The organism is Massilia sp. DJPM01 (assembly GCF_030348125.1).
Classification (GTDB): domain Bacteria; phylum Pseudomonadota; class Gammaproteobacteria; order Burkholderiales; family Burkholderiaceae_D; genus Telluria_A; species Telluria_A frigida.
In genome coordinates this window covers 26,078-47,502 of sequence record NZ_JAQOZV010000002.1, presented here as the reverse complement: position 1 = coordinate 47,502, position 21,425 = coordinate 26,078, and the positions used below count along the sequence as shown (strand labels likewise).

The window sequence follows — 21,425 nt, the reverse complement described above, 5'->3', positions numbered from 1 at the left end:
CAGTGCCAATACCGGGGCGCGCAAAGCCGACTATAATTTCCGGTTCGCGCGCACCGTGCGCCCCGTATTGACAACTTTGCCGGAGCTTTACCGATGATTCGTTCTGCGCTGCTGCTTGCCCTGCTGTCCGCCATACCCCTGTCCCACGCCGCCCCCGACCTGAGCACCGTCGCGGAGCGCTCGCAGTTCCAGAAAACCGGCCGCTACGACGAAGTCATCGCGCTGTGCTCCGCGTTCCAGAAAGCCTATCCCAAGCAGGTGCGCTGCATCGAGTTCGGACGCACGCCGGAAGGGCGGCCGATGCAGGCACTGGTGGTCACGCGCACCGGCGCCATGACGGCGCAGGCCGCGGCGGCGCGCGCCATCCCAGTGGTGCTGGTCCAGGGCGGCATCCACGCGGGCGAGATCGATGGCAAGGACGCCGGCTTCCTGGCGCTGCGCGAGGTGCTGGAAAACCGCGCCGCGCCTGGTGCGCTGGACAAGCAGGTGCTGCTGTTCGTCCCGGTCTTTAATGTCGACGGCCACGAGCGCTTCAAGCAGTGGAACCGCCCGAACCAGCGCGGCCCGGTCGAAATGGGCTGGCGCACCACCGGCCAGAACTTCAACCTGAACCGCGATTACGCCAAGGCCGACTCCATCGAAATGCAGGCCATGCTGGCGCTGGTGAACGCCTGGGACCCGCTGGTCTATGTCGACCTGCACGTGACCGACGGCGCCAAGTTCGAGCACGATATTTCGATCCAGGTGGAACCGGTGCATTCGGCCGATGCCGAGTTCCGCAAGGCCGGGCTGGCGCTGCGTAGCGGCGTGCTGGCCGATATTGCCAAGCTGGGCTCCCTGCCGCAGCCGTTCTACATGTCGTTTGCCGAGGATGACAATCCGGCCTCGGGCTTTGCCGACGGCGTCTCGGACCCGCGCTTTTCAACCGGCTATTTTGCCTTGCGCAACCGGATCTGCATGCTGGTCGAGACCCATTCGTGGAAGGACTACCCGACCCGCGTGCGCATCACGCGCAACTCGGTGGTGTCGGTGCTGGACCAGGTGGCGCAGCATGGCAAGGCGTGGCAAACGGTGGCGCGCGAAGCCGATGCGCGCGCGGCGCGGCTGGGCGGCACCGAGCTGCCGCTCACCTACAAGGCCACCGACAAGGTGCGCATGATCGACTTCCGTGGCTACGCGTACACGCGCACGCCGTCGGACGTGTCGGGTGCGCTGATGACGCGCTACGACGAAACCAAACCGCAAATCTGGACCGTGCCGCTGCGCGACGAGATTCTGCCCGACGTGATGGCGACCGCGCCCAAGGCCGGCTACATCGTGCCGGCCGCGCATGCGGCGATGGTGGCGCGTAAGCTGGGCCAGCACGGCATCAGCTACCGTACCTTGGGTGCGGCGCAGCCGACGGCGGATGTGGAGACCTTCCGCGCCGAGAAGGTGACGTACGCACCGGCCTCGCTCGAATCGCACCAGCGCGTGACCTTGCAGGGCGCGTGGAAAACGGAGCCGCGCGCGCTTGAAAAGGGCGCGCTGTTCGTGCCAGTGGCGCAAGCCAAGGCGCGCCTGGTGATCGCCCTGTTCGAGCCGGCCGGCCCGGATTCGCTGGTGCAGTGGGGGATGTTCAACACCGCGTTCGAGCGCAAGGAATACATGGAAGACTATGTGGCCGAGGATGTCGCGCGCGAGATGATGGCGGCCGACCCCGCGCTGGCCGCCGCGTTCAAGGCCAAGGTCGACAGCGATCCGGCATTCGCCAAGAACCCGCATGCGCGCCTGGAGTTTTTCGCCAGGCGCCACGCCTCGTATGACGAGCGCCTGAACCTGTATCCGGTGCTGCGCACGGCGGTGGCGCCGTAAGCAATTCCGAACGAAAAACAGGGCCTTGCGACTGGCCCTGTTTGTTCAGTAGTGATAGCGGCAAGAAATGAAGGTAACAAGTTCATTGTTAGCTTCGTACACCAGACGATTTGTATCGTCAATTCGTCGGGACCAATATCCCGACAAATTCCCTTTGAGGGGTTCTGGTTTGCCAATTCCTTCAAATGGACTCCGCTGAGTTTCCAAGATTAACAAATTGATGCGCTTCAACGTTTTTTTGTCCTGAGTTTGCCAATAGACGTAGTCGTTCCAGCATTCATCCGTGAATTGTAGGTTCCGCATGCGAAATTTCCTCAGCGTCGGGCACGTCAATCAGCTTCCGCTGCGTCGCTTTACCAGCACGTGCTTGCTCGATGGATTTCGCCAGGTGCGCAGCATTGGCAGGCGAACTAAGTAAATGAACGGTTTCCATTAAGCTACTGTAATGGTCGAATGACATAACCACGGCGTCAGGCGCATCTCTGCGGGAAATTACCGTGACATCGGCATCCTCTACAACCTGATCAATCACCGTCCTCAGGCTGTTGCGTGCATCGGAAAAATTAATGATTCTCATTTTTTATTCCTCGTCCGGTATAGCGATAGTGAACCTTTGGATGATCTGATTGTTACATCAATGGTATGACTTGGAGGATACTTGTGTACAGCTGACATGTACAATAAATCGTACAAGTTCTATTGTAGTGCAATTGGGGCGGGAAGCAAGAAGTCCGCGCAAGGTATGCATCACATTATTGCGTCAGTGTGCCACCTTGCTGTCTGCTCTGGAATCCAGTTGACGCGGCGCTGGAGTGAATAGATTCGTTTGCCCCTCTGTCATAGGGAAGACTGACCAAAATGCATAGATTTGTGCATAGATTCGTGAATAGAATCATACGCCGGAGCGCCGCCGGCGTAAAAAAGCCCGCATCAGCGGGCTTTTCAGTTCAAACCGCGAGCCTCACATCGGCTGCAGCGGAATCGTCCCCATGGTCGGCGTCGAACATGGTTCTTCGTCAAAAGCGATATCGCCCAGCGGGCTGGCCACGCCATCGGCCTTGATGTCCTTGAACCCGAACAGCTCCTGGTCCATCAGATGCGACGGCACCACGGTGGACAGCGACGAGAAGATGCTTTCGACCCGGCCCGGATATTTTTTCTCCCACTCGCGCATCAGGTTCTTGATCTGCTTGCGCTGCAAGTTCTCCTGCGAGCCGCACAGGTCGCACGGGATGATCGGGAACTGCTTGACCTCGGCGTAGCGCTCCGAATCGGCTTCCTTCACATACGCCATCGGGCGGATCACCATGTGCTTGCCGTCATCGGACACCAGCTTGGCCGGCATGGCCTTGAGCTTCCCGCCGAAGAACATATTCAGGAAGAAGGTCTCGAGGATGTCGTCGCGGTGGTGGCCCAGAGCGATCTTGTTGCAGCCCAGTTCATCGGCCACGCGGTACAAAATCCCGCGCCGCAGGCGCGAACACAGCGAACAGGTGGTTTTCCCTTCGGGGATCAGGCGCTTGACGATGCTGTACGTGTCCTGGTTCTCGATATGGAACGGCACGCCCAGTTTGGTCAGATAGGCCGGCAAGATATCGGCCGGGAAGTTCGGCTGCTTCTGGTCCAGGTTGACGGCGATGATCTCGAAGTGGATCGGCGCGCGTTCGCGCAAGGTCAACAGGATATCGAGCAGCGCGTAGCTGTCCTTGCCGCCCGACAGGCACACCATCACCTTGTCGCCATCTTCGATCATGTTGAAGTCGCCGATGGCCTGGCCGACCTGGCGGCACAGGCGCTTGTGCAGCTTCTGGTTTTCGTGGGCGACCTTGTCGGCGCTGCGCTCGATCACGTCCGCTTCGCTCATGCTGCTTCCTTGATCTGGAATACTTCCACGCCGACGCCTTCGCAGTCCGGATACACATCCGGCTTCATGGTCGACACGCACACCGCGTGCACGTTCGGGTGCGCCAGCATCGCGCGCACCACGTCGTCGCACAGGGTCTCCTGCAAATGCACGTGGCCCTGCGCCATGCGGCGCGCGATGGTTTCGCGCATGAAGTCGTAGTCGACCACTTCGCCCAGATGGTCGTCCTTGGGGGTGGACAGCGCCAGCGGGATGTACAGGTCGACGTTGATCAGGACGCGCTGCTCGCCCTTTTTCTCGAAGTCGTGCACGCCGATGTTGATCATCACTTCGTAATTTCGCAGGAACAGGCGGCGGCAGGCGCTCAGCTTGGGGTGGGACAGGGCGGACAGCATAGGGAGTCTTTCAGGTTGTTTTATTTGGTAAGGAACATCACGTCGCGCGCCAGCGGCATCAGGTGCTGGCCGCCGTCGACCACCAGGGTGGTGCCGGTGACGGCGCGCGCGCCCGCCAGGTAGCACACCGCGGCCACGATGTCGTCGGGCGTGCTCGATTGCCCCAGCGGCGTGGCCTGGTGGGCCTGGGCGAAGCCGGCCTCGGTCTGTTCGCCCGACTGCATGGTGATCCCGGGCGCCACGCCGACCACGCGCACCGTCGGCGCGAGCGCTTGCGCGAGCATGCTGGTGGCGGTGTGCAGGGCGGCCTTGGACAGGGTGTACGACAGAAAATCGGGATTGAGGTTGTACAGCTTCTGGTCGAGCAGGTTGATGACCACCGCCTGCTCGCCGGCCGGCGTGGCCGCGTGCAGGGCCTGGGCCAGCAGGATGGGCGCGGCCACGTTGGCCTGCATGTGCCGCGCCAGCAGCGCCGGCGAAAAGTCGGCCGCGCTGTCGTAGTCGAACTGGGAAGCGTTGTTGACGACGCAGCCGACCGGCCCCAGTTCGGCCGCCGCGCGCGCCAGCAGCGCGCGCACGCCGGCTTCGTCGGCCAGGTCGCATTGCAGCAGGGCGGCCCGGCGTCCCAGCGCGCCGATGGCGGCGGCCACCGCGCGCGCGTCCGCTTCCGAGCTGCGGTAGTGCAGCGCCACGTCCCAGCCGGCGCGCGCCAGGCCGAGCGCGATGGCGCGGCCGATGCGGCGTCCGGCGCCGGTCACGAGGGCGACCGGCTGGCGTACAGTGGATGCGGGTTGTTGCATAAATGAGCAGACTAATAAGCAGAAAAACAGGCGGATCGGGCGCCGCGCCGGCGCGAGCCGCTATTATCGCCTAAAGTTTGCTCAAGCTACCCAAACCGCTCCGGTTTCGGCTGCCTTATGCTCCCAACCGTTGTTCCGTGGCCGGGTCGAACAGGATCGCATGCGACAGGTCGAAGGCGAGGTTGATGCGCTCACCCGGCATGGCGTGCGCGCGCGGGTGGGTGCGGCAGGTGGCGCGTACGCCGCCCACCCACGTGAACACCAGCGTATCGGGGCCGGTCGGCTCGGTCATCTCGACCAGGCAGGTGACTTCGGTCGGCGCGTAGCCTTCGTGGGCACCCGACTGGCGCGCGCTCAAGGCATCGGTCACGTGTTCGGGACGGATGCCGAGAATGACTTCGCGCTCGTGCCAGGCGCCGTATTGGCTGCCGCCATCCGGCAGCGGCAGCAGGGCGATCTCGCCATCCACGTCGAGCGTGAAGGCGGTGCCGCCGTTGTGCTGTACCAGTTTGCCCTTCAAGAAATTCATCGACGGCGAGCCGATGAAACCGGCCACGTACAGGTTGTCCGGGCGGTCGTAGATTTCTTGCGGGCTGCCGTACTGCTGCACCACGCCGTCGCGCATGACGGCGATCTTGTCGCCCAGGGTCATCGCCTCGATCTGGTCGTGGGTGACGTAGACGATGGTGGTGCCCAGGCGCTGGTGCATCAGTTTGATCTCGGCGCGCATTTCCACGCGCAGCTTGGCGTCCAGGTTCGACAGCGGTTCGTCGAACAGGAACAGCGACGGGTCGCGCGCAATGGCACGCCCCATGGCCACGCGCTGGCGCTGGCCGCCGGACAGCAAGGCGGGTTTGCGGTCGAGCAGGTGGGTCATCTGCAGCGTTTCCGCCACGCGCGCCACGATCTTTTCCTGTTCCGCCTTGGGCACCTTGCGGATGCCCAGGCCGAACGAGATATTCTCGCGCACCGTCATGGTCGGATACAGCGCGTACGACTGGAACACCATGGCGATGTCGCGCGACTTGGGCGGCACGTCGTTGACGACGCGCTCGCCAATCAGGATTTCGCCTTCGGACACCGTTTCCAGGCCGGCGATCATGTTCAGCAGGGTCGACTTGCCGCAGCCGGAGCCGCCGACCAGGATCAGGAACTGCCCATCCTCGATTTCGAGGTTAATGCCTTTTAAGATTTCAGCGCCGTTCGGGTACACCTTGCGCACATTGCGGATCGATAAACTGGCCATCGTTGTGGTTCTCCTGCCTTGAATAAGTTGAAATCAGCCCTTGACCGCGCCGGCGGTCAGCCCGCGCACGAAGTATTTGCCAGCCACCAGGTACAGCCCCAGGGTCGGCAACGCGGCGATGATGGCGGCGGCCATGTTGACGTTGTATTCGGTGACGCCGGTCGATGTGTTGACCAGGTTATTCAGTGCCACCGTGACCGGTTGCGCATCGGCGCCGCCGAACACCACGCCGAACAGGAAGTCGTTCCAGATCTGGGTGAACTGCCAGATGAAGCACACCATGAAGATCGGCAGCGACAGCGGGAAGATCACGCGGCGGTAGATGGTGAAAAAGCCGGCGCCGTCGATGCGCGCCGCGTTCACCAGTTCTTCCGGCACGGTGACGTAGTAGTTACGGAAGAACAGCGTGGTAAACGCCACCCCGTAGATGATGTGCACGATGACCAGGCCGGTGGTGGTGTTGGCCAGTCCGGCCATGCCGAGCAGGCGCGCCATCGGCAAGATCACCACCTGGAACGGAATGAAGCAGCCGACCATCAGGGCCGTGAACACCACGTTCGAGCCGCGAAAGCGCCAGTGCGCCAGCACGTAGCCGTTCAGGGAGCCGATCAGGCTCGAAACGAGCACCGCCGGTATCGTCATGCTGACCGAGTTCCAGAAGTAGGGGGCCAGGCCTTCGCAGCGCACGCCGGTGCAGGCGCCGCTCCAGGCGCGCGTCCAGGCTTCGGTGGTCGGGGCCAGCGGCAGGTCGAGGATGGTGCCGGTGCGGATCTGCTCGAGCGACTTGAACGAGGTGGTGAGCATCACGTACAGCGGCGCCAGGTAGTACAGCGCCACCAGGGTCAGCAGCACGTAGATGAAAATACGTCCCGCGGTGAGCTGCTTCTGATCAGCGTCCATGGCGCGCTCCTTTGGTTTCGAGGTACATGAGTGGCACCAGCACCGCCAGCACGGTGGCCAGCATCATCATGGCCGACGCCGCGCCCAGGCCAAGCTGGCCGCGCGTGAACGAGAACTGGTACATGAAAATGGCTGGAACGTCGGACGAGGTGCCCGGTCCGCCGGCGGTCAGCGCCATCACCAAATCGAAACTCTTGATGGCGATGTGCGAGAGCACCAGCAGCACGCTGAAGAACACCGGCCGCAGCGCCGGAATGACGATGCGCAGGTAGATCGTGGGCAGGCTGGCGCCATCGACCATGGCGGCCTTGATGATGGCGTCATCCACGCCGCGCAAACCGGCCAGGAACAGCGCCATCACAAACCCCGACGACTGCCACACCCCGGCGATGACCACCGTGTAGATCGCCATGTCGGAGTCGACCAGCCAGTCCAGGCGGGCATTGACGAAACCCCAGTCGTGCAGCATTTTTTCCAGCCCGAGGCCGGGATTGAGAATCCACTTCCACGCCGCGCCGGTGACGATGAAGGACAGCGCCATCGGGTACAGGTAGATCGCGCGCAGGGCGCCCTCGGCGCGGATGCGCTGGTCGAGCAGGATCGCGATCGACAGGCCGATGACGAGGCACAGCAAGATGAACAGGCCGCCGAAGATGCCCAGGTTGGCGGCCGCGGTCCACCAGCGGTCCAGGCCGAACAGGGTGGTGTACTGGCCGAAGCCGGCATACTCGAAGCGCGGCATCATGCGCGATTCGGTCAGCGACAGGAAGGCGGTCAGCACGATGAAGCCGTACACGAACACCAGCGACATCAGGATGGTGGGCGCCAGTACCAGGCGCGCCATCCAGGCATCGATGCGGGCGGCCCAGCGGCTCGGAACCGCGGGGGCGCGCGTGCGCGCCTGCGGCCCCGGACTGGAAGTCAGGGAGGAAGCGGACATGAATAGATCTCCAAAAGACGGATGCGGGCGGGCGCCATCGAGCGCGCCCGCCTGGCAGGTACGCGCGCGGCCGTGGGCCGCGCGGAGGTGCTAGGGGAAGCTTATTGCGTTTTTGCCGCTTTGGCCAGTGCTTGTACCGCTGCCTGCGCTGTCATGGTGGAGTTCATGAACTTGGCAACAACGTCCTGGATCGCGCCGGCCTTGGCCGAATCGAGCGCCATGCCGTGGGCCAGGCTTGGCAGCAGGGCGTTGCCCTTGTTGCTGGTAGCCATGTCATCCATCGACTTGGTGGCGCAGCTGTCGAACTTGGTGCGGGCGATGTTGGCGCGCGCCGGGATCGAACCCTTGTTCAGGTTGAACACTTCCTGGAATTCCGGGCTCATCACGGCCGACGCCAGGGTCAGCTGGGCTTTCTGCTCTTCCGGATTCTTGACCGTGAACATGGCCAGCGAATCGATGTTGAAGGTGAACGATTTCTCGGTGCCCGGAGCGGCCACGCACAGGAAGTCCTTGCCCGCTACCTTGCCGGCGGCGGTGAACTCGCCCTTGGCCCAGTCGCCCATGAACTGCATGCCGGCCTTGCCGTTGATGACCATGGCGGTAGCCAGGTTCCAGTCGCGGCCGGCGGCATCCTTGTCGATGTAGGTCTTGATTTTGGCCAGCGTCTCGAACGACTTGATCATGGTCGGGCTGGTCAGGCTGGCCTGGTCGAGCTTGACCAGCGACTTGTTGTAGAAGTCGGCGCCGCCGACGCCCAGTACCACCGTTTCAAAGATGGTGGTGTCCTGCCATGGCTGGCCGCCGTGGGCGATCGCCACTAGGCCGGCTTTCTTGATCTTGTCGGCCGCGGCGAAGAATTCGTCGAAGCTGGTCGGGGTCTTGGCGCCGGCCTTGGCCAGTACCGCAGGGTTGATCCACAGCCAGTTGACGCGGTGCACGTTGACCGGCGCGGCCACGTAGTGGCCCTTGTATTTCATCACGTTGGAGATGACTGGCGGCAGCAGGCTATCCCATTTGCCGGCGCTGGCGGCGCTATCGATATTGGCCAGCACGCCTTCATTGCCCCATTCCTGGATCGCCGGGCCCTTGATCTGGGCCGCGGTCGGCGGGCTGTTGGCGATCACGCGCGCTTTGAGGGCGGTGGTGGCGTTTTCGCCGGCGCCGCCAGCGACCGCGAAGTCTTTCCAGACCACGCCCTTCGCTTCCATCATTTTCTTCAGTTCGGCGATCGATTTGGCTTCGCCGCCGGAGGTCCAGTAGTGCAGCACTTCGACTTGCGGTGCGGCTTGCGCCACGCCGGCCAGGGTGACCAGGCCGGCCGCGGCCAGGAGCGATTTGAGGTGTTTGATTTTCATGGGATTTGTCTCCAACGATTTTTGGTTTGACTGCGGGTGTGCGTGCGTCGATGCGGGTGCGCGGCGTTCACCGCGCACCGTTGCTGCGTGAGTCGTTCTACCGCCTTGCTGTTACCACCAGGCTTCCAGGTGTACGCCGTACGAGGTGCCGCTGGTCTTGTCGCCATACACCGGGCCGCCATTGTTGAAGGCGTTCACGGCGCCCTTGGCGGCGTCGTTCCACTTGCCGTAGCTGACAAAGGCGCGCAGTTCCGGACGGGCGAAGTAATCGCGCCCCAGGGTGATGGTCGGCGCCAGGGTCAGCTTGGTCAGGCGCTGGGCCGTCGGGTTCATCTTGTCTTTCAGGCGGCTCACGCCCAGTTCAGCCTGCATCTTGAAGTTTTCGGCCAGGGCGTACACAGGGCGCGCGCCGACGGTGGTCCAGGTGCTGCTGCCGCCCAGGTCCGATTTGTCGCGCTGGTACAGGGCCACGAATTCCATGCTGAAGTCGCGCGTCGGCTGGATCACGATATCGTTGAAGACGCGCACGCGCGTCACGTCCGAACCGAGCAGGGTGCTGCCGGACGGGCCGATACGCGCGCAGCACGGGCCATTGATGCCGGTGCCCGGGCCGACGCCATACTGCACGCCGAAGGTGTTGCCGCCGCCGAGCAGCTTGGCCTGGCGGTGGAACATCGAGACCTGGTAGCCGTCATGGGTGTTGATGCTTTTGTTGTCGTTCTGGGCATGGATCAGGCTGACGGCGAAATCGAGGGTGCCGTTCGGGTTGACCGGCAAGCCTTCGTAGACGATGTTCTGGCGCAGCGCGGCATTGGTGCTGCGCAGGGTGCGCACGCCCGTGACCGCATCGGTGGAGTAGATGTTCTCGTCGTTATCCTTGAATACGGCGTAGCTGATCTTGCCAGGGCCGACAGGGTAGCCGTCGACACCGCCGCCGGTACCGTTCATGTTGATGAACTGCATGTCCAGCATGTGGATGTCGGGACGGTAGTAGTGACGCTTACCGGCCCAGATGACGCCGCCGTTCATGAATGGCAGGTTTTTCGCTTCGACATAGGCTTTCGAGACGGCCAGTTTGGCGTCGCCGAAGTCCGAGCTGTTCTTGTAAGCGTCGGCCCAGATGGTGCCGACAAACGTGGCGCCATTGCTGGCTTTGGCCAGGGTGTGGGTGTAGCCGAATTCGGTGAAGCTGTCGCACTCGTTGCCGAGGCGGTAGGACATGGTGATGCCGCCCAGGCCGTAGCAGCTTTGCGAGCCGCCGGCGCTCGACGAGCCAACGCCGGCGCGCAGGTAACCGTGGAAGCCCTCGGTATCATGGTCCCCGGCGACGGCGGCGCTGCTGGCGAAAGCGAGCAGCAATGCAGTTGCTAATGTACTCAAAGTAATGCGTTTCATTTAGTCTCCTTATTAGTATGTAAAGTAGCGGGGCGAGTGGCGCTACCTTGGTCAGCACGCTTGCGGCACTGTTGCGTCGACATCCCGGCCACCTTAAAGCGTGTTCAAGCGACAACGTGGGCGACAGTAGCATCGGCGTGCAAAAAAGTGCCATTGCCAGGAAATCGGCCCTTGTAACATTCCAAGTGCCTGATTTATAAGGAAAACGCCGTTTTGTGGCCGATGAGCTTGCAACATATCTTTACATTCGCGCCCGGCGCAAAAAGTGCCGCGTTCACTATGAGGCGGCGCTGGAAACGCGGCTGAAACAGGATGGCGCGGCCTGCAACAAAACGAAACAATTCGCAAAATAACTTTGCAAATCGCTGTAGTAAAATTACATTTTTTGCGCAGTTTTTTCGTTATACACTGTCCCGCAAACAGGAGGGCGTGATCGTGGCGAAAGCGACAACGGGCAACGTGCCCCGGGAGACAAGCGCGCGCGGCGGGCGCTTGCTGGCCGCGCTGGCGCTCGCCGTGCTGGCGCTGCCGGTTGCGGCATCGGGGCCTGATGCCAAGGCCAAGGCCGAGGCCGAGGCCAAGGCCAAGGCCGAGGCCAAACCCGTGACCGAGTCGCTGCAAGTGCTGCACTGGTGGCAGTCGGCCAGCGAGCGGCGCGCGGTCGACCTGCTGGCCGAGCGCCTGGGCCAGCAGCACGTGCAGTGGCGCGACGCCATGGTGCCGGGCGGCTCGGGCATCGGCGCCGGCATCGTCCTGCGCAGCCGGGTGCTGGCCAAGGATGCGCCGGAAGTCGCCCAGCTCAACGGAATCGTGATCCGCGACTGGGCCAACCTCGGCCTGCTGGCCGATCTGGACCAGGTGGCGGCGCGCGGCGACTGGGAGCGCCAGTTGTTGCCCGGTATTGCGGCCCTGATCCGCCCGGGCCAGCATGTGGTGGCGGCCCCGCTCGGCATTCACCGCATCAATATCCTGTTTCACAATCGCGCCCTGTTCGCCCGTCATGGCTTGAGCGCGCCGGTTACCTGGCCCGATTTCGAGCGCGCCGCTGCCGTGCTTGCGCGCGCCGGCGTCACGCCGCTGGCGCAAAGCAGCGAACCGTGGCAGGTCGCCACCCTGTTCGAGACCCTGGTGCTGGCCGAGGGCGGGGCGGCGTATTTCCGCCAGCTGTTCCAGCAGCGCGAGCCGGCCGCCTTCGCCGATCCGCGCCTGGGCCGCGCGCTGACGCATTTGCGCGGCCTGAAGAAGTGGATGGGTGCGCCCGTGCGCGAGCTGAGCTGGGCGGAGGAAGTGCGCCAGCTGGCCGACGGCAGCGCCGGCATGCTGGTCATGGGCGACTGGGCCAAGGGCGAGCTCAACGCCATGGGATTGCACAGCGACCGCGATATCGGCTGCGGTGCCGTGCCCGGCACGGCCGCCTTCCACCTGTATAACGTCGACATGCTCAGCATGCTGGCCGAGCGCCCGACCCAGCGCGCCTCCCAGGAAACGCTGGCGGCCATGGTCATGCAGCCGGCCCTGCAGCGCGACTACAGCCGCGTCAAGGGCTCGGTGCCGGTGCTGCGCGCGCCCGACCTGGCCTCCATGGATGCCTGCGCGCGCGCCTCCTGGACCCTGTTCGCCACCTCCCCGGCCGGGCAGGTGCCCAGCATGGTGCACCGCATGGCCACCGATGAAACCGCACGCGACGCCATGGTGGCCGAGCTGCACCGCTTTTTTCTTAACGAAAGGGTAAGCGTTGCCGATACCCAACGCCGTTTGGGCGTGATCGGCCGCCGCCCGCAAGACAGGTAACAGACTGACACAATGCGAAATATCCTTATCGTCGACGATGACCAGAAGATCAGGACCCTGCTCAAGACTTACCTGGAAAAGAACCAGTATTCGGTCACCCTGGCCCACAACGGCGCGTCCTTTTTTACTGAGTTCAACCGCAGCGTCGATACCCTGTCGCTGGTGATCCTCGACGTCATGCTGCCCGACACCGACGGCTTTGCCCTGTGCCAGGCGGTGCGGCGCCGCTCGAACGTGCCGATCATCATGCTCACCGCCAGTTCCGACGAAGCCGACCGCGTGGTCGGGCTGGAACTCGGGGCCGACGACTATATTTCCAAGCCGCACAGCCCGCGCGAATTGCTGGCCCGTATCAAGGCGATCCACCGCCGCACTGGCATGGAAGCGGCGACGCCGCCGCGCTATCACCGTTTCGGCGGCTTTACCATCGACACCGTCGAGCGCAGCGTGGTCGACCATCTCGGCACGCCGGTGCCGCTGTCGGGGCTCGATTTCCAGTTGCTCAAGTATTTCATCGACCACGCCGGCGAAATCCTCGACCGCAGCGTGCTGTGCGAAGCCACGCGCGGGCGCGACGCCGGGCCGTTCGACCGCTTCCTCGATGTCCAGATCAGCCGCCTGCGGCTGCGTTTCAACGATTGCGGCAAGCAGCCGTGGCTGATCAAGACCGTGCGCGGCGCCGGCTATGTCTTTGCCGCCAGCGTCATCAGCAGCCATGAGTAAGCGTCCGCGCGGCTGGGAGCGCTGCCTGCCGCAGTCGCTGCTGGGACGATTGACCCTGCTGATGGTGGCCGGCGTGATGCTGACCCAGCTGGCCGGCAATTACATCTGGGCCAGCCAGCGCCGCGCCGAATCCGAGGTCGAGGTCGCCAACGCGGCCCAGCAGCTCGGCCACAGTGCCGCCAGCGCCGTGCGCTTCTTTTTGAGCCTGCCGCCGAATTACCGGCCCCTGATCATCCAGCAATTCGGCGAAATGGGCGGCACCCGCTTTTTCGTCAGCCTGAACCGCGCGCCGGTGGCGGCCGAGAGCATCGGGCCGCAGCCGCTGGCCGATATCGCGCTCGGCACCGTCCAGTCCACCCTGCACGCCGATTTGCCGAATAACCGCAATGTGCGCGTCGCTTTTGTCTGGCCCGAGCAGCTGGTGGTGGCCGACGACGGCACCCGCCTGTCGGCCCTGCCCGAGAGCCGGGTGCGCCAGATCGTGCTGGCCAAGCCGGCCCCGGTGCTGCTGATGCAGGTGGAAATGGAGCCGGGCCACTGGCTATACCTGGCCACCCTGATGCCGAGCCCGTATTTTCTCGACAGCGGCAAGCTGTTTACGCGCGACCACCTGCTGCTGCATGCGCTGTCGCTGCTGGCGGTGGTGATGCTGTCGATTCCCGTGGTGCGCTGGACCACGCGTCCGCTGGCGGCGCTGTCGGAAGCGGCCACCGCCTTCGGCAACGGCGAGCGCATGCCGGCCCTGCCGGAAACCGGCAGCCGCGAATTCGTCAACACCGCGCGCGCCTTCGGCGCCATGCGCGAGCGCATCGGGCGCTACATCGATGACCGCGAGCGCCTGTTCGTGTCCATCTCGCACGACTTGCGCACGCCCATCATGCGCCTCAAGCTGCGTGCCGAACTGCTCGACGACGACACCTTGCGCGCCGAATTTCACGAAGATATCGACGAGCTGGAAATGATGGTCAAGGGCGCGCTCCAGTGCGTGAAAGACAGCGACATCCACGAAACCCCGACCGAAATCCGGCTCGACGCCTTTTTGGCGCGCATGGTGCGCGGCGCCCAACTGGCCGGGCACGAAGTGTCGTTCAGCCCGACCGGCCTGTCGGTGACGGCCAAGCCGCTCGCGCTCAAGCGCGCCATCGGCAACCTGCTGGAAAATGCGCTGCATTACGGCGAACGGGCCCAGATCGCCGTGCGCGCGGTCGGGACCAGCATCCGCATCGCCGTGCGCGACCATGGTCCCGGCGTGCCGGAAGACGCCCTGGCCCAGTTGTTCGAGCCGTATGTCCGCCTCGAACACGGGCGCAAGCAAAACAGCAGCGGCATGGGGCTGGGACTGGGTATCGCGCGCGGCATCGCCCAGGCCCACGGCGGCCAGCTGCTGCTGCAAAACGCCGAGGGCGGCGGCTTTTGCGCCACCCTGGTGCTGCCCAATGCGTCCGCGGTCGGGGGCGCCGGCTGAACGGATTGTTGACGGCGGCCGTTGTCGCTACAATGCCCGGATGTCCCTTCCTGTCCCCGATAGCGACGCGCTGGCCGCGTCCCACGCCCTGCAAAACCTGATTGCCGCCGAGATCGCGCGGCATGACGGCGCGATTTCCTTTGCCCGCTTCATGGAACTGGCGCTGTATGCGCCGGACCTGGGCTACTACACCGGCGGCGCCGCCAAGCTGGGCGCGGCCGGCGACTTTGTCACCGCGCCCGAAATCAGTTCCCTGTTCGGGGCCGCGCTGGCGCGGGTGGCCGCGCCGCTGATGGCGCAGAGCGCGCCGGCGATCCTGGAATTCGGGGCCGGTACCGGCAAGCTGGCGCGCGACGTGCTCAGCGCGCTGGCGGCCGACGGCGTGCCGGTCGCGAGCTACGCAATCATGGAACTGTCGGGCGAACTGCGCGCGCGCCAGCAGGAAGCGCTGAAAGACTTCCCCCAGGTACGCTGGCTGGACGACTTCCCGGCCGCGTTCGACGGCGTGGTGCTGGCCAACGAAGTGCTCGACGCCATGCCGGTGGCGCTGGTGCGCAAGGATGCGGGGCTGTGGCGCGAGCTGGCGGTCACGGTGGAGGAGGGCGAGTTCGCCTATGTGCCGCGCCTGCCCGACGCCGCGCTGGCGGCCCAGATCGCGCGCCAGATTCCCGATGCCGACCAGCTGCCGGACGGCTACCTGACCGAGATCCATCCCGTGGCCTGCGGCTTCATGGGGTCGCTGGCGCGCATGTTCGGCGCCGGCAAGGGCGCCGCCATCCTGCTCGATTATGGTTTTCCGGCGCACGAGTTCTATCTCGACCAGCGCATGGGTGGCACGTTGATGTGCCACTACCGCCACCATGCCCATCCGGAACCGTTCTACCTGCCCGGTTTGCAGGACATCACCGCCCACGTCGACTTCACCGCCATGGCGCTGGCCGCCCAGGATGCCGGGCTCGACGTGCTGGCCTATATGAACCAGGCCTCGTTCCTGCTGGGCGCCGGTATCGGCGAACTGCTGCTGCGGCACGACCCGGCCGATCCGCTGCGCTACCTGCCGCTGTCCAAGGCCGTGCAAAAACTCGTTTCCCCCGCCGAAATGGGGGAACTGTTCAAGGTGCTGGTGGTCGGCAGCGGCGTGGCCCTGCCCGACGCGCTGGCGCGGGCCGACCGCAGCCACCGCCTGTAGCGCATCTGGCAACTTGCCTTGCCGCTACAATGACGATGACAGTGTGACGCCGGGCGGGCATGCCGGCGTGACGACATCGGCTATCATGGACGACTGCCCGCTTCTCCTACCCGACGACAATGGCCAAGATCCACACACATTATGACAACCTGAAGGTGGCGCGCCTGGCGCCGCAGGAAGTCATTCGTGCCGCCTACAAGGCCTTGAGCCAGAAATACCATCCCGACAAGAATCCTGGCGACGAAAAGGCCGCGCGCATCATGGCGATCCTCAACAGCGCTTACGGCACCTTGTCCGACCCGGTGCGGCGCAAGGAGCACGACGAGTGGATCGCGGCCGAGGAATGGGAAATCGAATGGCTGGAAAGCACCCGTACCGACGAGGGGCGCGACAAGCCGCGCCATGACGCGGCGCCGGCATGGGATGCGGCGCCGGTCGCGCTGGCGCCGCCGTACCGGGCCGTGCGCGACCCGCGCTGGTGGTTCGGGCTGATGCTGTGTTTCGGCCTGGGGTGCGCGGCTGGCGCCTTTTTCCTGGGGCAGGAGCGGGCGCTGCCAGTGCCGGTGGTGTTGGCGTCGGCGCTGGAAACGCCGCGCACGGAGCCGTCCGCGCCGGCCGGCAAGGCGGCCGAGGCGCGCGCCGACAGCTGGGCGGTGGCCAAGCCGCACGTGGCCGACACCGGCTCCCGCCCGCCCGATATCCGCACGCTGGGCGTGACCGAACTGGTGGTGCCGGCGCGGGTGGCCGACTGCGAAAGCGAACTGCATTCCTTGATCGCGCCCAACGGCGAGCCGTGGCCGGCGCAGTCCGGCTATGTGGACGGTTTCCCGATCGGCAACCAGGGGCCGGAGACGCAGATCAGCATCGACAACACGCGCAACGGTTCGCCGGTGCTGGTCAAGATTTTCGACCTCGACCGGCGCTCGAACGTGCGCCATGTGTACGTGCAGGCGCGCGACACCTTCGTGGCCGACCGCCTGGCGGCCGGCAAGTACGAGGTGCGCTACCAGAATGTGGATGTGGGCGGCAGCCAGGCCGAATGCGTGGGGCGGCGCAAGCAGGCTGCCGCGGCGCGTTCTCTCGATCCGGGTTGAGCCGGATTTTTTTCATCCCGGGTGCGCCCGGACTTGCCTGGATTTTACCCATGACCGTATGCCGAACGATGTTGTTGCTGGCGCTGGCCGCCGGCGCTGTAGCCACCGCCAGCGCCGCCGCGCCGGATGTCGCGCCGGCTACCGCGCCGGCTACCGCGCCGGCTACCGCGCCGGCTACCGCGCCGGCTACCGCGTCGGCTACCGCGCGCGGCAAGCAGTACCAGCGCTGCATGGAAAAAGCGGTCAGTAATGTTGATATGCAGGAGTGCATGTCGGCGCAGTACGTGCTGGAGGACAAGCGCCTGAATATCGCGTACCGGGCGCTGTTGGCGCGTCAGCAAGGCGCACGCAAGAACCAGCTCCAGGAAGCCCAGCGGTTGTGGCTGAAATACACCGAGGCGAACTGCGGGTTTTATAACGATCCCGATGGCGGCACGTCAGCGCGCCTGGCCGCCAGTGAATGCGCGATCAGCGCGCGCGCGGCACGGGCGGCCGAGCTGGAGGAACTGGCGCGCGTTCGGTGAGCGATGCTGGTCAATCTTCCGGTTGGTACGCAAGCGCAAGCGCGGCGCGAATCTGGCGCATTGCCTCGTCGTGCGGAACGCCCTGGCTGGGATCGTCAATCGACGCCTGCACCTCGGCCGTGAGCCACGCGCTATAAGCGTCAGCGGCATGCACATCTTTACTCGCAGCGGCGCGGTTGGTTGTATTGCCCTCCATGATAGGCTCCTTGCTTTGCGTGCGTTCACTCTTGAGAATTATCCTGACATGACAGGCGATTGCAAGCGCCACGCGGGACGTCCAATTTTTAAACGCAGTAGCGCTTCTTGTATCGCCTGACCATGAATGAGATCACCGAAGCGCGGAAGTTGGTCGATCAGGCTTGGCAGCGCCTGGAGCACTGGGACAGCAACATTGCCGCAGCCCAGGCGCTGCTCGAGCAAGCCCGTGCCGACCATCCGCATGATCCGCAAGTGCTGACCTGCCTCGGCGCACTGCTGTGCGACCGCGCGCTGTACCGCGAGGCCGAAACAGTGCTGCGCGAAGCGCTGGCGCGGGGATCGCTTGATCGCCACACCACCTTCAATCTGGCGGTGGCGGTGTTCAATACCGGCACGCGCAGGCAGGCGCTGGCGTTGTTCGGGGCTGCGGCCAAACTGCAACCGTCGGCTATCACTTGGGCCGCCTACTTCGACCTGCATGGAACCTGAAGCCGGCGACGGTGGGAACTGCGCCCCATTCTCCTATTTTCAACCCAACTAGAACGTCTGGAACTGCAACGCATGCTCATAACGAAATGGAAAATTGGCAAGTATCACGATGGGTGGAGTGACGGGTTTCACCGAATCGTCTTGCACGTACGTGAGGTCCAGACAAATTTTCATTTCGCCAGGGCGACAGTAGAGCGACGCGATTCAGGAGAGCAAATCGGCGGTGTCCAAAAATCCGGCGCCACTCCAGAACAGGCCTGCCGTTCTCTCGCAGCGACCTTGGACGAGTATGTTGCCAGTTTTCCACGGCCCCCTGCCGAATGGGGGCGGTTGGAATTGCGGAGCCTGCTAGTTGACTACAGGAAGTTCAATGATGAGCTAACGAGCATCCTCGTGAAGTTGCAAAAGCTGCGAGCGAACGGTCACTTGTCTGAGTCGAATTTGCGTGAGCTATATTGGAAAAACAGGAATTTCTCTGTCAAAAACATTGCCACCCTTACGCATCGGTTGGCAGCGATATCCGAGCAAGATCGCATTGATTTGATGACATCGCCAGACGATGTGTACAGGAATCTTACTAATCCCTGGAATCTGGATGACTATGATAATAGGGATTCGCTGTTCGAGTTCATCGTTAACCCCTCTGATCAAGTTTTAGCAGCGCATGAAATTCACGAAGCCAGGGCAATGAGGTCGCTCCCACCAGACGTACACGGACCAATCTAGATTTCCCCGCGCTCAGCTGGCCAAGGACTCGATCAGCCCCATGTCGCTCGACGACATCAGCTTGTCGATATCGACCAAAATCAGCATGCGCTCGTCGATCGTGCCCAGCCCGATCAGGTAGTCGCTGCCGAACGCGGTGCCCATCTCCGGCGCCGGCTTGACTTGCTCGGGTGTCAATGTGGTCACATCGCTCACGCTGTCGACCACCATCCCCATCACCCGTCCGGAAATATTAAGGATGATGACCACCGTGAACTGGTCGTACACCGGCGTGCCCAGATTGAACTTGATGCGCATGTCGACCACCGGAATGATGATGCCGCGCAGGTTGATCACGCCCTTGATGAATTCGGGTGCGTTGGCAATCCGCGTTACCGCCTCATAGCCGCGGATTTCCTGTACCTTGAGGATGTCGATCCCGTACTCTTCCGAGCCAAGCGTGAACGCCAGGAACTCGTGGCCCGCGATATCCTTGCCGGATGGCCCGCCACCAGCTACAGTCGAAGAAGGAACTTGCATGGTGTCTCCTTGTCAAAGCGGCGCCGCGGCGGACGCCTGTGCTCTCAAAGAGTAGCAGATGACGCGCCAAATGACGAGCGGTGCTGTTGCCGGTTCGCAAAATATGAATGCAGCGGTGCTCGCCTGGGACAAAACATTGTTTATAATTTGATTGGTAAAAAGCGGACACTGCCATGTCACAGTTGCACTGTTTGCTTATAGTTACGGTCGGGCTGGAACGCGCTGTTTTGATTTGCATCATGTATGACCCCCGTTTGACAGGGGCCCTTATGGAGCCTGTATGACCGACCCCACCGATGCATCGGACGATAACTGGCTGCTCGACGAAGATGACGAGAGCGGCGGGGGCGCCAGTGCCGCCGCGCTCGACCAGCGCCTGTGGCGCGTGCTGATCGTCGACGACGATGTCGACGTGCACGCGGTCACCCGGCTGGCGCTGCGCAACGTGGCCTTCAAGGGCCGCGAGCTGGAACTGTTTTCCGCCTACAGCGGGGCCGAGGGTTACCGCATCCTGCGCGACACGCCCGACATCGCCCTGGTGCTGCTCGACGTGGTCATGGAAACCGATGATGCCGGCCTGATCCTGGCGCGCCGCATCCGCGAGGAACTCAACAACCAGATCGTGCGCGTGGTGCTGCGCACCGGCCAGCCGGGCCAGGCGCCCGAGCAGCGCGTGATCATCGAATACGACATCAACGATTACAAGGCCAAGACCGAGCTGACCACGCAAAAGCTGTTTACCACCGTCATCTCGGCGCTGCGCGCCTACGAGAGCCTGATGATGCTCGAACGCAGCCGCATCGGCCTGGGCAAGATCCTGGCCGGCGCCACCAATCTGTACCAGATCCATTCGCTGCGCGAGTTCGCCTCGGGCGTGCTGAACCAGGTCAGCGCCATCCTCGACGTCGGTGCCGACGGCGTGCTGTGCGTGATGTCGGCCGTCACCGGCGGGCCGACCGTGGTGGCCGCCACCGGCAGCTATACCTCGCTGGCCGACAGCGAAGCGCTGCCGCCCGACCATCCGCTGATGCCGGCCATCGCCAAGGCCTTCCGCGAAAGGCAGAGCCAGTTCGAGCATCCGGTCAATGTGTTGTACATCCACACCCAGGAAGAGCGCCAGCTGTGCATTTCGGTCACGCCGCCGTGGCCGCTGGCCCCGATCCAGCGCGACCTGCTCGAAGTGTTTTGCCAGCGCATCGCGGCCGCCTTCGACAATCTGTACATGTTCGGCCAGCTGCGCAAGGCGCAGGAAGCGACCGTGGTGGCGCTGGCCGACCTGGCCGAGTTCCGCGACCACGGCACCGGCGGCCATGTGCGGCGCGTGCAGGACATGTCGACCCGCATCGCGCAGCGCATGAAGCAGGGCGGGGTGGACGATCCGGCCCTGACCCCGCAATTGCTGGAAATGATCGGCCTGGCCAGCATCCTGCACGACGTGGGCAAGGTGTCCACGCCCGACCAGGTCTTGCTCAAGCCGGCCGCGCACACGCCCGAGGAGCGGCGCGTGATGCAGACCCATGCCGAAATCGGGCGCTCGATCCTGGAGCGCGCCGCCAGCATGGTCGACGGGGTCAGCTACCTGACCTACGGCGCCCAGATCGCCGGCGCCCACCATGAGCATTTCGATGGCGGCGGCTATCCCGAGGGCTTGAACGGACGCGCCATTCCGCTGGCGGCGCGCATCGTGGCGGTGGTCGACGTGTTCGATGCGCTGCTGCACCGGCGCCCGTACAAGGAACCGTGGCCGTATCCGGACGTGGTGGCCTACATCGCCGAGCGCAGCGGGAGCCAGTTCGATCCCGAGGTGGTGACGGCGCTGCTCGACATCATCCGCACCAGTCCGCCCGAACCGATCGGTGACGACGACGATTGAGGCGATCCGCAGCGCCGGGCGGCTGTGGCATTCCTGCATCGGCTTCGCCGTTCCTTACGGCGGAATTCAACTATTTCGTTCCTCT

The 21,425-nt window shown here is 63.9% G+C and carries 22 protein-coding genes; 10 read left to right on the top strand and 12 right to left on the bottom strand.

What is annotated here, in order from left to right; translation table 11 throughout:
• Positions 1-93 precede the first annotated feature (93 nt).
• On the top strand, positions 94-1,854 hold the full coding sequence (locus PO883_RS01605) for a M14 family zinc carboxypeptidase (protein ID WP_289308204.1): 1,761 nt from the start codon (positions 94-96) through the stop codon (positions 1,852-1,854).
• A 45-nt stretch (positions 1,855-1,899) separates the two neighbouring features.
• Here PO883_RS01605 and PO883_RS01600 read toward each other — a convergent pair whose 3' ends face one another.
• The 10 genes from PO883_RS01600 to PO883_RS01555 all read right to left on the bottom strand — a co-directional run bounded on the left by PO883_RS01600 (position 1,900) and on the right by PO883_RS01555 (position 10,749).
• Positions 1,900-2,157 (bottom strand): Txe/YoeB family addiction module toxin, encoded by a 258-nt coding sequence (locus tag PO883_RS01600; protein WP_289308203.1) that lies wholly within the window; start codon positions 2,155-2,157, stop codon positions 1,900-1,902.
• Positions 2,132-2,431, bottom strand: a complete 300-nt coding sequence (locus PO883_RS01595) for a type II toxin-antitoxin system Phd/YefM family antitoxin (protein WP_289308202.1) — start codon at positions 2,429-2,431, stop codon at positions 2,132-2,134. Before PO883_RS01595 ends, PO883_RS01600 begins: the two co-directional genes overlap by 26 nt.
• A gap of 384 nt (positions 2,432-2,815) precedes the next feature.
• Positions 2,816-3,718, bottom strand: coding sequence for a tRNA 2-thiocytidine(32) synthetase TtcA (ttcA, locus tag PO883_RS01590; RefSeq protein ID WP_289308201.1), 903 nt, complete (start codon positions 3,716-3,718; stop codon positions 2,816-2,818).
• Positions 3,715-4,113, bottom strand: a complete 399-nt coding sequence (locus PO883_RS01585; RefSeq protein WP_167084120.1) for a dihydroneopterin aldolase — start codon at positions 4,111-4,113, stop codon at positions 3,715-3,717. Before PO883_RS01585 ends, ttcA begins: the two co-directional genes overlap by 4 nt.
• A 20-nt stretch (positions 4,114-4,133) precedes the next feature.
• Positions 4,134-4,913: an SDR family oxidoreductase gene (locus PO883_RS01580; RefSeq protein WP_289308200.1), complete on the bottom strand. Its 780-nt coding sequence runs from the start codon at positions 4,911-4,913 to the stop codon at positions 4,134-4,136.
• 115 nt (positions 4,914-5,028) lie between these two features.
• A complete protein-coding gene (locus tag PO883_RS01575) occupies positions 5,029-6,159 on the bottom strand; it encodes an ABC transporter ATP-binding protein (RefSeq protein WP_167084115.1) in 1,131 nt (376 codons plus the stop codon).
• A 33-nt stretch (positions 6,160-6,192) separates the two neighbouring features.
• Positions 6,193-7,059: a carbohydrate ABC transporter permease gene (locus PO883_RS01570; RefSeq protein WP_289308199.1), complete on the bottom strand. Its 867-nt coding sequence runs from the start codon at positions 7,057-7,059 to the stop codon at positions 6,193-6,195.
• Positions 7,049-7,903, bottom strand: a complete 855-nt coding sequence (locus tag PO883_RS01565; protein WP_289308387.1) for a carbohydrate ABC transporter permease — start codon at positions 7,901-7,903, stop codon at positions 7,049-7,051. Before PO883_RS01565 ends, PO883_RS01570 begins: the two co-directional genes overlap by 11 nt.
• A gap of 197 nt (positions 7,904-8,100) precedes the next feature.
• On the bottom strand, positions 8,101-9,354 hold the full coding sequence (locus PO883_RS01560) for an ABC transporter substrate-binding protein (protein ID WP_289308198.1): 1,254 nt from the start codon (positions 9,352-9,354) through the stop codon (positions 8,101-8,103).
• 111 nt (positions 9,355-9,465) lie between these two features.
• Complete coding sequence (locus PO883_RS01555; protein ID WP_289308197.1) at positions 9,466-10,749, bottom strand: carbohydrate porin; 1,284 nt, start codon at positions 10,747-10,749, stop codon at positions 9,466-9,468.
• Between the two features lie 435 nt (positions 10,750-11,184).
• Between PO883_RS01555 and PO883_RS01550 the strand changes: the two genes are divergently transcribed.
• From PO883_RS01550 to PO883_RS01525, 6 genes are all read left to right on the top strand, one after another.
• Positions 11,185-12,540 (top strand): ABC transporter substrate-binding protein, encoded by a 1,356-nt coding sequence (locus PO883_RS01550; protein WP_289308196.1) that lies wholly within the window; start codon positions 11,185-11,187, stop codon positions 12,538-12,540.
• A gap of 12 nt (positions 12,541-12,552) precedes the next feature.
• A complete protein-coding gene (locus PO883_RS01545) occupies positions 12,553-13,263 on the top strand; it encodes a response regulator (protein ID WP_167084105.1) in 711 nt (236 codons plus the stop codon).
• Positions 13,256-14,728 carry an ATP-binding protein gene (locus tag PO883_RS01540; protein ID WP_289308195.1) on the top strand — a complete coding sequence of 491 codons (1,473 nt, stop codon included), beginning with the start codon at positions 13,256-13,258 and terminating at the stop codon, positions 14,726-14,728. The genes PO883_RS01545 and PO883_RS01540 overlap by 8 nt, the downstream gene beginning before the upstream one ends.
• A gap of 40 nt (positions 14,729-14,768) precedes the next feature.
• Entirely contained in the window at positions 14,769-15,917 is a 1,149-nt protein-coding gene (locus PO883_RS01535) for a class I SAM-dependent methyltransferase (protein WP_289308194.1), read from the top strand.
• Between the two features lie 119 nt (positions 15,918-16,036).
• The gene (locus PO883_RS01530; RefSeq protein WP_289308193.1) at positions 16,037-17,011 is read left to right on the top strand and encodes a J domain-containing protein; all 975 of its coding nucleotides are present in this window, start codon (positions 16,037-16,039) and stop codon (positions 17,009-17,011) included.
• Positions 17,012-17,061: 50 nt separating this feature from the next.
• Positions 17,062-17,535 (top strand): lysozyme inhibitor LprI family protein, encoded by a 474-nt coding sequence (locus PO883_RS01525; RefSeq protein ID WP_289308192.1) that lies wholly within the window; start codon positions 17,062-17,064, stop codon positions 17,533-17,535.
• A gap of 10 nt (positions 17,536-17,545) precedes the next feature.
• Here PO883_RS01525 and PO883_RS01520 read toward each other — a convergent pair whose 3' ends face one another.
• The gene (locus PO883_RS01520; RefSeq protein WP_289308191.1) at positions 17,546-17,731 is read right to left on the bottom strand and encodes a hypothetical protein; all 186 of its coding nucleotides are present in this window, start codon (positions 17,729-17,731) and stop codon (positions 17,546-17,548) included.
• A gap of 122 nt (positions 17,732-17,853) precedes the next feature.
• Here PO883_RS01520 and PO883_RS01515 point away from each other — a divergent pair, with 122 nt between their 5' ends.
• Complete coding sequence (locus tag PO883_RS01515) at positions 17,854-18,222, top strand: hypothetical protein (protein WP_289308190.1); 369 nt, start codon at positions 17,854-17,856, stop codon at positions 18,220-18,222.
• 72 nt (positions 18,223-18,294) lie between these two features.
• Positions 18,295-18,948 carry a hypothetical protein gene (locus PO883_RS01510; RefSeq protein ID WP_289308189.1) on the top strand — a complete coding sequence of 218 codons (654 nt, stop codon included), beginning with the start codon at positions 18,295-18,297 and terminating at the stop codon, positions 18,946-18,948.
• A gap of 12 nt (positions 18,949-18,960) precedes the next feature.
• On the opposite strand, the gene PO883_RS01505 is transcribed toward PO883_RS01510, so the two are convergent.
• Positions 18,961-19,467 (bottom strand): chemotaxis protein CheW, encoded by a 507-nt coding sequence (locus tag PO883_RS01505; RefSeq protein ID WP_099873737.1) that lies wholly within the window; start codon positions 19,465-19,467, stop codon positions 18,961-18,963.
• A gap of 280 nt (positions 19,468-19,747) precedes the next feature.
• Here PO883_RS01505 and PO883_RS01500 point away from each other — a divergent pair, with 280 nt between their 5' ends.
• Entirely contained in the window at positions 19,748-21,340 is a 1,593-nt protein-coding gene (locus PO883_RS01500) for a DUF3369 domain-containing protein (protein ID WP_289308188.1), read from the top strand.
• Positions 21,341-21,425: the final 85 nt, after the last annotated feature.